This window comes from Spirochaetota bacterium, from assembly GCA_038043445.1.
Lineage (GTDB): Bacteria > Spirochaetota > Brachyspiria > Brachyspirales > JACRPF01 > JBBTBY01.
Genome location: JBBTBY010000118.1, coordinates 11,860 through 24,605, shown reverse-complemented (window position 1 = coordinate 24,605; position 12,746 = coordinate 11,860). Strand labels below are relative to the sequence as shown.

The following is a 12,746-nucleotide window of genomic DNA, read 5'->3' as shown; positions in this document are numbered from 1 at the left end:
ATACGCTCAGGAATGGAGGCATCATGAAAAAAGATATACGCATGCAGAAGCTCATCGCCTTCCAGCGCAATGAGGTGACCGAGCATATCGTCTACAGCGCGTTCGCCAAGCGTGCGACCGGCGAGAATAAGCGCATACTCGAGCAGATAGCCACCGACGAGCTCAGGCATTATCATCAGTTCAAGCGCTTCACCGGCATCGACATCATGCCGGATCGGCTCAAGGCAGCCTTCTACATATTCTGCGCGAAGATATTCGGCCTCACGTTCGGCATCAAGCTCATGGAGAACGGGGAGAAGCGTGCTGAGATAGCGTACGAACACTTCGAGGGGAATATGCCCGAGATCGTGCGCATCGTCCGCGATGAATACAAGCATGAGAAAGAGCTCATCAGCATGATAGGCGAGGAACGCCTTGCGTACATGAGCTCGATGGTGCTTGCGCTCAACAATTCGATACAGGAGTTCACCGGCATTTCGGTGGGGCTTACCTTCGCCATGCAGAACGGCGGCCTCATCGGCGCTACCGTGCTCATCAGCGGCCTTGCGGCAACGCTCGCCATGTCCGCGTCGGAATATCTCTCACAGAAAGCGGAAGGCGCACATGACAAAGGTATAAAGCCGATACGCGCGGTGCTCTATTCAGGGAGCATCTATCTATTCATCGTGCTCACGATTGTGACGCCGTATTTTTATATGAAGAACTGCTATCACGCGCTCATGATAGCGATAGCGTCCGTGCTCTTCATCATCGTGGTGTTCACGTTCTTCATGGCCGTGGTCAAGGGACTGCGTTACCGCACCGTGCTTCTTGAAACGCTCGGGGTATGTGCCGCGGTCGTGCTCGCATCATTCCTCATCGGGAGCGCGGCGGGGATGGTGTTCAATACGAAGGGTGTGCATTAGAGGGGAAAGAAACCCCTATCCCCGCCGATAAAATATTTCTCACTTCAAGAAGTTATCCGGCTCCCCTTTTGAAGGGGAAAGGGGGCGGGGGTTAGGGGTTATTTACTGCAAGCAAAAATAAGGTTGTAAGTACACTTATCATGACAACCCAAATGGGTTTCATTTTCTGTATCCATTGCTGTATACATTAAACAGAAAATTTGTTTTTATGGACTCGTTTAACGCTGCACCATCTTTATCTATTCTCACTTTCACATCATGGCGATAAATGTTACCTGATTTATCATATTTAATTGCGTAATACAACTGTGATTGCGACAGAGAAATATTGGTCACGGCATAGATTTTTATTTTTTTGATTGGATCAAATATAAAATCTTCAGTAATGTCTGTCTTGTGCGTTATCAATGCCATTTGTATATTTGGAATATAGGAATAGCTATATTCCGCAGAGTCTTGGCCGGAGAATATTAACATCCCATTGCGATAAATCATACACCAATCCAATGGTCTTCCATCGGTAGGTATGCGTCCCTCCGGAGGCGTCCAGGAAAGCTCTACAGATAACATGTTATAAACGTAGCCATTATAGTAGTAAGAAGACGCTCCTTCAATTACACCATTGATTGAGATCATTCGTTCACCCGATGCATTCATTATACCTGAAAACAAGTCCTGAAACACCTCTCTTTTGTTTACGTCGAGAAATTGGATGGCAATATTATAGCTATAGGTAAGCTTGCTTAGTGCTTGCGTTCGAGATATATCAACTTTTACAGAGCTTATCTTATTGGTTTGAAATACGCCAGGGAGTTTGTCCTGAACAGATTGATACATAAGCGGATCATAGGTGGTGTAAATCAATTTAACATCAGAAATGCTGGCAACGCTTTTTGTTACGGTTTCACGCATAAATTCTTTTTTTATGACAGCACCATCCTTGTTTCGTATAACAAGATAATCACTCTCCCTGACAACGCTGAAATTAGCATTTGCGGTTTTTTTAAGCAAATAATCGTTCATAACGGAGCGTTCGATCCAGCCCTCAATATTCCGAGTCGTGTTAACTTTTGTAAAATATTTGTATTCCTCGACAACTTTGATGATTTCATTGCTATTTACTTGATCAATTATTTTACTCGTGAAATCAGGCCATTCGTATACATTTCCATTTGTACCTAACACCTGACAAAATTTATCCTCATCTAATTTGACCTGTTTAGGGATGTATTTTTGTGGTTCAAACGAAATATTCGTCCGCCCTTTTTCATCGATCCACTTTATAAACTCGCCGTCTTCGTATATCACCTTAAGTTTCGCCAAGTCAAGGTGGCCGGGGATTTCCTTGATGCTCTTAGGGTCTATCTTCAGCTTCGGCATGCTGGTTCGTAGGGATTGGGTGCCGGGGGCGCAGGAGAGGATGAGGAAGGAAAATGCGATCATCGCGTTCAATGCTGTTTTTCCGCTGGGCACACTCACCCCATCCCCCAGCCCCTTCCCCTCTCTCACAGGGAAGTGAGAGAGGGGAAGGGGAGAAGAAGAAATATCGTTGATCTTTTTCAATACTTCACTGCTGTTATGTATTACCTCCTCATTCGAAAAGCGAATGGTACGAATGCCGAAATTACGCATGATCGAGCTTCGCATACGGTCATACTCCTCTTGGGCTTTATGGATCGAACCGTCTATCTCAACACACAACTTGCATTGAGCGCAATAAAAATCGGCAATAAAGTAATACGCCTTCCCGTCATCAATATACCGAATCGTATGCTGACGAGTGAACTTCATCCCGCCGAGTTTTCTGCCGCGTAGATGTTTCCACAATTCCCTTTCAGCGGAAGTCTGTTCAGCACGTAATCGACGTGCTGTTACCGTAGATCCTCTTAGCATCACACCATCCCCCTATCTTTTCTTACACCTTCCTTCTCTCACACGTGCGACACTGATGTTGCAGTCGTTGCAATACACGGTGACGCCTGTGTGCCTAGCGGGAACAATTCCCATATAATCATACTATAACATGCGGGATTGGATACACAATGGCAATTCATTGACAGTACTTGTGATCTCCCCCTCTCTCACATCCCCGTGAGAGAGGGGGAGCCCTGAGGGGGTGAGTGTGCGATCGCGACGCAGTATTATTTACTGCAGGAGGCGCTGTTCTCCGGAGATCGCGCGTATCGATTCGACATCCTGCGTGCATTCCATGCAGCCGAGGTATTTCCCCGTCTCATCGCGGAGCGCGAAAAATTCGATGAGTATCTTATGCTTCGATCCGTCCTTTACCGTCATATCGATATAGAACCGCGCTTTATCCCGCTTACCCGCTTTCATCTCGCCGACGATCTGTTCTACCTTGTGGAGACTTTCCTTCGGATGGCATTCGCGGAAATTCACGCCCATGGACGAATGCGGACGCTTGAAAAGGCGTTTGTCGTGCTGATTCCATCCGGCGACCTCGTCCTTCGCATCGATGACGGTTATCTCCATCGGGACCGTTTCGAATATCGCTTTCACCTGTTCGGGCGTTAATTGGTCGAGCATCGTGTACTCCTCGGGGATATGATGCTCTACTATATAAAATTATGAGGGGAATGCAATACACGTCCTCAGTCTGTCGCGAAAATACAGATCTTATGTATCGATTAGGAGCACAATCATTATACCATCAGCTGAATTGCTGAGAACAAGGGGTCATGACCCCTTGTTCTCTATTTTCGCGACGGTCTTTCCCTAGTACTTATACACCCCGCATGGCTTGCGCTGGAAGCGGAAATCGGTGAGCATCTTCGTGTACGCGTCGCTTATCGTTATGCACACCTCGCCGCCGCGAATGGGTTTCGCCTTGTTGAGGAAAATATCCCAGCGATGCCAGCCGCCCTTTAGCTCCCGGTCATGCATCATGGCCCCGCCGCCGCGATGGGGTGCGGGTATGCAGGCACGTCCCTCGTCCGCGCGATGCGACTGCTCGCCGTCGATGAAGCTTATCATCGGGCACTCGCAGAACGGCGCGAGCCGATACTTCGCATAGCTCCCGAGATGGAAATATCCCACGAGATGTATCCAGGGTGAATCCTTCAAGTCCTTAAGGAGGAGTGAGCGGTCTTCCAGCGTGAACGGCGCGAGTTTCTTTTCCGCGGTAAGATCGTCGATGGAACGCTTGGCGATATCGGCGAAACCTTCCGGTGAATCGTAATAGCCGATGGACAGTTCATGCGGTGTGACGAGACCGAATTCGTACTGCTCGCCCGTCCGCGTCTCTACGGTTATCTTCGCATGTGTTGGAACGAACGGTGCTTTCTTGTCAATGCCGACGATGATGGTCTTCTTCACGACCTTCGCCGTGAACGGATATTTCGCGAACGCCGCCTTCACGCCACCGGTGAACGGTATCTTCTTCGTGCCGGAAAGTACGGGCGATTTGCCGTAGTCGATGGTGATGTCCGAGTTGCGGTCTATCTTCACCATCGTGGGCTTGTCGAGCGCGGCTTGTATCGCTTTCTTAAGCGCGGCGTCGGTCATCTTTGCGTACCGTTTCTCAACGAGCATGCGTACACGGCTCACCTGATCGGCGATGGTGTTTATGGTGGTGGCCACGCTCATGTCGGTGACGCCGTGGCTCGCGAGCATGTTCTCGCCTATCGGCGTAAGCCAGCGCTGGGGGAAATTATCACCGCGCATGACGCCCCACATGGCACCGATGGTGGCCGCCGTGCAGTCAGTATCGTAGCCGCAGTTCGCGGTGGAGAGGAGTGCCTTGTCGAAGTCGTTCGGATAGTAGAGAAGACCGATGATAGTGAACGCTATGTTCTGCGGGGCTTCCGTGAAATTGGGATGACCGAACTTCTCGAGTATCTTCTCGCGGAGGGCGGGCCATTCACAGGTCCTGTACGTATCAAGCGCAAAGCGCACCGCGGCATAGGTCTGACTTTTTTTCGGCGTGTACGAAAGGCCGATAGCGATAAGCTCATCGATCGTGTACTTATCCTCGAACGCCGCCGATTCGAACGCGGCGAAGAACATCTCTCCCGCCATTCCTTCGAGGTAGTGATCGACCATGGCGTCCTGCATGGCGAAATATGCGGCAAGCGCCGGGCGGCGCGGGGCGAGCATTGCCCACAGTTCGCTCCGTATGGGGCTTCCCATGCAGTTGCGGAACGGGTTATCATAAAAGCCGGTGAGCGGCGGGACGAAGCCGCGGCGAATATTGAGATTGGCGACACCGTATTCATCCCAGGGGAATTGCACCTTCTCTATCCACCAGCGGGCGAGTATGCTCGAATCGACTATACCGCCGGCGTTCTCCACCGCTTCCAGAAAAAGGAGCTGGAGGTCGAAATCGTCATTGGGCAGAATGCCCGTGGGTATGGGGTCGTAGAACGTATGGTTCATAAGCACCATCTTGCCCTCAAGCGGGGTGCCGAGCGTACCCCCGATGGCCTTGCCCTTGATGCAGCCGACGATGCGTTCCTGGTCGGATATCTTTTTCATGATGGCTCCTTATGATGCACAATGGTAATATAGTTGCAGTGTAATGGCTCTGCGGGAATTATGATAGGTACGGCGGATATTGAACACCTCACCCCGCCGAGTCTGCCGCTCCTACTCACAAAGAATTTGTTCCGGCTCCCCGGAGCCGTTAAAGAAGCGGTCACCGAGCGGAGTCGAGGTGACGTTTTGCATGATCTGAACTCATTTCGCTCATTTCGACTCCGCTCAATGAACGAAAATCGGTTTTTGAGCAGCTAGGGGTGAGGTCTTGCCAGCACATAATCCACCGGTACAGCGGATATTCTCGGCAGGAAGCACCAGTCGCCGTCATTCGTTACGTTCCAGTACATATCGATGGCGGCGCTGGTAAAGGCGTATGCCTCGAGCGTGGTGATGCATCCGTCGCCGTTCAGATCGCCCTGGGAAAGTGATGTCATGAAGAAATAGGTGAATACGCCGTGCCCCCGAAAGCCGTCCCACGCCGCTTCATCCCCTGCCGCGCTTATCGTGAGGAATGGCGATGAGCCGGCATTGTCAGGCGAGACATAGCGTGCTGCCGCCAGTGAGAATATTCTTCCGATATCTATGTCGACGGTGTTGGTGTGATCCCTCGGCGTCGCATCGATGCTCGTCGCGTTCAGAACGAATCCGCCGGAATAGCATGAGTCGAGAATGGCGACCTTCTTCAGCGAGCTCACTCCCGAAAAAAGCCGCGAGAGCTCATTCCCATCAACGGTGTTCTCACAGACATTCGATGAAAGATCGGCGGCATCGCCGTAGAGAACGATCCCCGCATCGGCAATGACGCCGGTATGCCCGATATTCGATGCGCAATGAGAGAACGTTTCCTTGTCCACGCCATGTCCGGAGAAATAGAACAGTACGAGATCGTTCCTGTCCGCCACGTTCTCTACTGCGGCTATGTCGAGCGAGAGCTGTGCTGTCGTTGCGGCAGAATCCGTTCGCATGGTGACACTATATCCGTTCGATGAAAGGATATGCGCCATTGCGTCGGCATCGCTCGCTGCATACGAGAGCGCGGGAAGCGGAGCGCTATATCCCGAAATGCCGTACACAATCGCGTACCTGCTGACTGCGGACGACGGGGCGAAGGGACTGCATCCTGCAAGTACGGAGAGCACCATGATGAGAATATATCTAACGTACATCGACATCATTCCGCGCGGCATTCCCGAAAGCGAACGGGTAAAAAAGAATATCACATCGCACCCCGCAGAGGACCGCCGTCGATCGTTCGCCGAATATGATGAGATGCACGGGGAGCGATGCGCGCAGGGATATGAAACGCAATGCCGGGAGATACAGGTCGATATAGGGGGCAACGCCTCCGCCGAGGGAGCATTGATAGAGCGTGGTCGATCGAAAATTATCGAATTGTCCGATAGCGAATGCGGATACACCGAACGCCGTCGGCACATTCGTCGACAATACGGCCAACGGAACGCTCACGCCGACGGTCATCGATACGCCTTTGCGCGCGCGATAGATGATGTCATCGACGGGTGCTGATGCCGCCGTCTCATAATAATCGCCGCCGATGAAAACCGCGAAATTATCCCCGAGAGAAAGCCCGAACGATGCGCCGTACTGCAGAGAGCCCTGCACTCCAACGGGGAATTCCCCGTGCTGAGAGAATGCCGCTGCTACCGCCGCACCGCCCCCGATGAAAAACCCGCGCGCGAACACCGATGACGATGCAATGGTGAGCATCATTATCAGCGCAACATATCCATGCATGCCCCGTCGCATCAGAACACTTTCCCGATTATCGCCCCGGAATACCGGTTGAATATCGATCCGTCGCCGAACAACACTTTATTCCCGGCAACAGCGCGCAGTGCGGTATAGTTGAGGCCGTGCCGCGCATCGAGATCGATCGTGCGCAGGTAAGCATGTGTTCCTGCATCGAAGGTGACGATCTTTTGGAAATGTCCGTCCCGCAGATAGTAATGAAGGAAGCAGTTGAGCTCGCCGTCGTGTACCGCTGCATTGACCGCAACGATGCCGTTCCTGTCCGCCGGGAGAGAAGCGTAACGCGCGGGGAACAGTACCGCGGATGCACCAGTGCCCATGTCGATGATCTCGATCTCATGCATGCGAAAATAGACAACGATCATCCTGCCGTCATGTATCGATATACCGAACGGCTCGGCGGGATATCGCCGATCATACTGATAGAGATCAGTGCGCTCAAGTGTCGATGTGTCGATCGCGAGGATATGATTCGTGCGTTTCGCATCCGCGAACTTTACCGGACAATAGAGCCGACCCCGAGCATACGTCCCCTTGCCGGGTTCGATCATCGTTTCGAGATCATACCACGACTTGAGCCTGTTCCCGTTCACATCGAAGACCTCGAGCGAGAACCTTCCGTCGCGTGACATCTGTGCGCTTCCGACGAAAACCTTCCCGTCATATTCCGCGGGGGATGTGGGCAGTGCACGGGTGGCGATATGCCCGATGAGTTTCAGGTCATCACCGAACACCGCGACCCGGCAGCCGAACATACCGGCTCGTGCACCGTCGTCGGATATATACAGACGCCCATGTGCAGAGAAGAAACCGCCGGGGAAGGTGTTGATGGAAAATTCCGATACCGACGCAAACGTGCGCTCATCCAAGCCGTAGAATGTGCGCCCATTGTTGAGCACTATCATCTCAGTAAGGGCACGGCTGTGCTTTTTTACCGACAGCATGCAGTCATATCCCATGCATACGCTCGCTGCGGCGCATACCGCTGTTCTTACCATCGTGCTCATTCGGCATCGCCGTTCACGAAACTGACGAATGGATTATCCTTCAGATCATCGGGGGTGACCCAGATATCGTCATTGGCGGCTATCCATTGGCTGTAGGAACCGAGCGCGGGAAGCGACACGGTCACCGTCCACCAGAGTATCGGGAACGTATAGTTCACCCAATAGGTATAGTAGAACGTCTGATAGCGCTGTTCCAGGTTGACACCCATCGCATGCCAGGCTCGGAACGCCACTTTCGAGCAGTACCAGTTCTCATTATCCCAGCGATCGGTGAAGAACGAATATCCCTTACCGACGAATTGCGCCCCGTAATCGATCGCACCGCGTGCGGCGGCATCCGATCGACCGATGGCTCGGTACGAACACGCGGCTGTTTCCCCTTCCCATTTCGCTATCGTTTCATATCCGACCTGGGCAATGAAGCCGCTTCCGGTGCCCGAACCGCTCAAGCCGCTGCCGCTGCCGCTCGGGTTATTACCCGTCTGATCGGAAGCGCTCAGGAAAACACGCTGCGCGGAGAAATCGGGGTCATCTGCATTGAGGGTAAGCCGCGATCTGTCGAGTACGCCCGCATGCGACCAATGCGTACCGGTAGCGAGCCCTATCACCGCGGAAGCAAGGCCGGCGGTATAGCACAGGTAGATATCACCGTCCAGATTATCCGCGATATTCGCGTGGGTTATCGCCTTTGTCCGGAGTTTTATGGATAAATTCTTCTGGTGGCGGAGAAGGTCGTATTTCGCTTCAAGCGATCGCACCTTCGGCAGAAGCCCTTTTTTCTGAATGAAATCCGTAAGTACTGCCGTGTTCCCTTTCCCATACGCCTCCATTGCAACACCATAGAGGTCCTCGCGCACGCCCCAGCTGTTCGTTGATGCAAGATAATTCGATACCTGAGAAAAATCACCCGCTGTATAGAAGGCGAGGACGGCTTTGCCCCTTGCATCCAGCGCATTCGTATCCAGTGCTGCACGTTCTTCCATAGTAAGCTCCCGCGCTTGTGGATGACGCTCGGTGCTGATAAGCCCGTCATACAGGGGAAGATCCTGCATCAATTCCGCATGTGCGCTCTTGAATGCCCGCGCGGCGTCCGCTTTCAACTGCATGACCTCCTCGTCCTGCAGCGAAAGCGTAACGGCATCGGGAGCGAGAGGATTTCTCCCGCACGAGAACAGTGCGATGAGGATGACACCATACATCGCTGACGAAAAGAGATGTTTTGCGATATCGTTTTTCATACATGGCCCCTTTGTATATATCCTCCACCCCGTCCAAGGGCTTCGGTTTGCGCCCCTTTATAGCAGAGTATTGTTTTTTGTCTATCACCCGGAGGAGTGATTTTGTTGAATTCGATTTTCTACCCCTTTTAGGGTATACTGAAATACAGGTAATCAATGAAGAACATCGCTTTCATCCACGCGGGCATGTCGTTCGAATCCTACCTCGGGTCATACCTCTACGACGAAGTGTACCGCGGCATACGCGAGGCATGCCGGGAGCGCGGTGTCGTGTGCCGCTCCTACGATCGGCGATCGAATATAGCACGGCTCAGAGAACAGTTCGACGGATATATCGGCATCATACCGTCGCATTCGGAGATGTATCGCGCATGGAAACGGATCGGGAGGAAATACCCCGCCGTGAACATCATGATGGCGTCGAAGGATGCGCATGCCAATCTCGTGGCGACCGATGACCGCGCGATACTCACCATGCTCCTCGATCATCTCCGCGCGCAGGGGCATACGCACATCGGATATGCGGGCATCGCACGCGAATCATATTCGTACGAACGCTTCAACGCGTATCGCGACTATCTGCGAGCACGGGGAATGCCGATGGCGCAGGCCTGGGTGAAGGGCTTCTCGCTTCGCACCGGCCGAGCGGCAGGCACGCATTTCGATAGACCGTATTCCGTCCGGCCGCTCATCGGTGTCGATAAACGGCTGTCGACATTGTTCGCATCGATCGTCGGGAGCGATCGCCCGAGCGCGATGATATTCGAGACGGATTATCTCGCCCTTTCGTTCATTACGTTCGCGCAGAATAGCGGGATACGCGTTCCGGAAGATATCGCGGTGGCAGGCATCGATGACAATCGCGGACTTTTCCCGCGCTACCGCAACGATATGCTCACCACCGCCGCGCAGGATTTTTTCGCGATCGGCAACGCCGCGGCATCGCTCCTCTCCGACCTCATCGATACGAACGTCACTCCGGGACAGACCGTGCTCATCCCCCCGTCGCTCGTCGTACGAAGGTCGACCGCCCGTCGGAACATGACCGCGGGAAAGGATGACGCCGCGTTCAGGCAGGCGGTGCTCTCGCAGCTTGAGGCGCTCTATCGGGAACGGAAACCGGGGCGTCGCATATCGCGGAGTCTTGGGCTTAACCATAAATATTTCCTTTCCAAGTTCGCCGCCCTTTTCGGCGTTTCGTTCGTTGACTTCCTGGCCGAGATACGCCTCGATCGTGCGGCGGAAAAGCTCCGCGAAACGAGCGAGCAGATCGTGGCGATCGCTTTTTCCGTGGGGTTCACGAGCCATCAGCATTTCGGCAGGGCGTTCAAACGCCGTTTTCACTGTTCACCGGCCGTGTATCGCCAGAAGCGGAATATGTCAAAAAGTTCAGAGCCCCGTATGGCAAAATGGTAAGCGCATCCGCCCCGGATGCTGTATACTGTCCTTACGTCGAGGTGCTTATGCGAATACTCATCATCGCATTGCTTGCGGCTGCTGCGCTCAATGCTCAGGTAAAAGCGGTCATCCCTGCGGGCGCCGAGGACCGCTTTCAGATAGCCGGTACCGCCGGGAAGGTCACGACCGCCGCCGCGGAGGGGCCGTTCTCGAGGGTTATCCATGTTTCCATACCGGAAAAAACGAAGAACCCCTGGGACATGCAGATCATCGGCAAGAGCCTTGAAGCGGTGGCAGCGGGTGATGTCATCGTACTCACGCTTACCATGCGCGCTCCGAGCGGAACGGGCTATATCGTCGCGAAGATACAGGATGCCAAGGGCAATCCCCTCATACGGAATGATATACGCACGGGCGCGGAATGGAAACAGTTCATTTTTGCCGCGGCAGCATCGAACGCGTATGATAAGGACGGGATGCAGGCGGCGTTCTTCCTCGGCATGCAGCAGCAGGAAATAGATATCGGCAATATCGCCGTGCTCAATTTCGGGAATGCCGTCACGCCTGAGGGAATAACACCTGAGATGGTAAAGAATGCGCTCGCGACGCTCCCCGTTGCAATCGCCGCGACCATCGCTTCGCCGCCGGCGGGGACGGGAGCCGCGACCGCCGTCCCGCAAGCCGCAGCACTTCTGCCCGGGGACCCCGCGGACATTATCCCATCGTTCATCGGGGGCGGCAAGACCTCGGTCGTTGCGGCGGAAGGGAAGTCCTTCGGCAATGCCGTCCGCGTTTCGGTGGCGGTAAAACCCGCCAACCATTGGGACGTGCAGGCCATCATAAAGAGCATCGCGGCAGCGGGCGCCGGCGACGCGGTCAACTTCAAGATCTCATACCGCAGTACCTCCGGCGGCGGCAAGATGCTCGCGACGCTCAAGGACAAGTCCGGCAAGACGGTCTTGCGCGAAGAGATAACGATTGGGAGCGAGTGGGCAGAGAAAACGATCAGCGGGAAGCTCGAGAGCGCTGCCGACAAAGGCGACCTTTCCCTCATCCTCACCTTCGGATGGCAGGTGCAGGAGGTCGAGATAGGCGGCATGGCCCTCACCGCCGCGGGCGGAGGCGCCGCGATCCCTGCAGTGAATACTGCCGTCGCTTCCATGAGCGATCTTACGAATCTTCCGCCGTTGCCGGATACGCCGTACCGGCGCTTCGTCATGATGAAGCTCGATGATTTCAGTCCTGTTTCTCCATCGACGGGGTCAAAGGTGCTCTTCCGAGCGTTCTATCAGAAAGCATTCGACTACGCAGTTTCCAACAGCATGCATATTGGTTTCGGCATCAGTGCCAAATGTCTCGAGGAGGAGAACGCACCGTTCTTCGCATGGGTGCGTTCGAACGCTATCGAGAACGGCGGGTGTGTTGAGTTCTGGAACCATGGATACGATCACGGCATGGGCTTTCTGCTCGACGGGACGAAAATGACCGCGGAGTTCAGCGGCCCTCCGTATGAATATCAGGCTGAGCATTTCACCAAAGCGATGAAGGTCATGAAAGACCGCACCGGCGTCACCTTCCGCACGTTCGGCACACCCGGCAATGCAGCGGATGCGTCGACGCTGAAAGTGCTCGAGGAGAACCCCGATATCAAGGTGTGGCTCTACGGCGATATGAAAGCGAAAACATCGCAGCTTGTGCTCAGGCGTTCGCTCAATCTCGAATACGCGGTCGGGCGTGTGGGCGTGGAGCAGTTCATGAAAGGCTACCGCTGGCAGCGGACCAACGATTATTTCGTGCTGCAGGGACACCCGAACATGTGGAACGATGCGTCATGGGCGGCGTATACCGTCATCTGCGAGGTGCTTAAGAACGATCGATTTGAATTCATCACGCCGATGGAATATCGTACCATCAACCAGAACAATTAGGAG

10 protein-coding genes are annotated in these 12,746 nt (G+C 53.8%); 3 read left to right on the top strand and 7 right to left on the bottom strand.

Going from position 1 to position 12,746, the window contains the following annotated elements:
* The first annotated feature begins 23 nt into the window (after positions 1-23).
* A complete protein-coding gene (locus AABZ39_16185) occupies positions 24-905 on the top strand; it encodes a VIT1/CCC1 family protein (protein MEK6796320.1) in 882 nt (293 codons plus the stop codon).
* Positions 906-1,064: 159 nt separating this feature from the next.
* Here AABZ39_16185 and AABZ39_16180 read toward each other — a convergent pair whose 3' ends face one another.
* The 7 genes from AABZ39_16180 to AABZ39_16150 form a co-directional block, all read right to left on the bottom strand.
* Positions 1,065-2,798, bottom strand: coding sequence for a DUF559 domain-containing protein (locus AABZ39_16180; GenBank protein ID MEK6796319.1), 1,734 nt, complete (start codon positions 2,796-2,798; stop codon positions 1,065-1,067).
* A 252-nt stretch (positions 2,799-3,050) separates the two neighbouring features.
* Positions 3,051-3,452 carry a PAS domain-containing protein gene (locus tag AABZ39_16175; protein MEK6796318.1) on the bottom strand — a complete coding sequence of 134 codons (402 nt, stop codon included), beginning with the start codon at positions 3,450-3,452 and terminating at the stop codon, positions 3,051-3,053.
* Between the two features lie 189 nt (positions 3,453-3,641).
* Complete coding sequence (locus AABZ39_16170) at positions 3,642-5,399, bottom strand: ADP-ribosylglycohydrolase family protein (protein ID MEK6796317.1); 1,758 nt, start codon at positions 5,397-5,399, stop codon at positions 3,642-3,644.
* 254 nt (positions 5,400-5,653) lie between these two features.
* Positions 5,654-6,568, bottom strand: a complete 915-nt coding sequence (locus AABZ39_16165) for a caspase family protein (protein ID MEK6796316.1) — start codon at positions 6,566-6,568, stop codon at positions 5,654-5,656.
* The gene (locus AABZ39_16160) at positions 6,558-7,157 is read right to left on the bottom strand and encodes a hypothetical protein (protein ID MEK6796315.1); all 600 of its coding nucleotides are present in this window, start codon (positions 7,155-7,157) and stop codon (positions 6,558-6,560) included. The genes AABZ39_16165 and AABZ39_16160 overlap by 11 nt, the downstream gene beginning before the upstream one ends.
* An 11-nt stretch (positions 7,158-7,168) precedes the next feature.
* The gene (locus tag AABZ39_16155) at positions 7,169-8,179 is read right to left on the bottom strand and encodes a hypothetical protein (protein MEK6796314.1); all 1,011 of its coding nucleotides are present in this window, start codon (positions 8,177-8,179) and stop codon (positions 7,169-7,171) included.
* Positions 8,176-9,417 (bottom strand): hypothetical protein, encoded by a 1,242-nt coding sequence (locus AABZ39_16150; GenBank protein MEK6796313.1) that lies wholly within the window; start codon positions 9,415-9,417, stop codon positions 8,176-8,178. Before AABZ39_16150 ends, AABZ39_16155 begins: the two co-directional genes overlap by 4 nt.
* A gap of 156 nt (positions 9,418-9,573) precedes the next feature.
* Between AABZ39_16150 and AABZ39_16145 the strand changes: the two genes are divergently transcribed.
* Both AABZ39_16145 and AABZ39_16140 read left to right on the top strand, forming a co-directional pair.
* Positions 9,574-10,833 (top strand): substrate-binding domain-containing protein, encoded by a 1,260-nt coding sequence (locus tag AABZ39_16145; GenBank protein ID MEK6796312.1) that lies wholly within the window; start codon positions 9,574-9,576, stop codon positions 10,831-10,833.
* 47 nt (positions 10,834-10,880) lie between these two features.
* Entirely contained in the window at positions 10,881-12,743 is a 1,863-nt protein-coding gene (locus AABZ39_16140) for a DUF2334 domain-containing protein (GenBank protein MEK6796311.1), read from the top strand.
* Positions 12,744-12,746 lie beyond the last annotated feature (3 nt).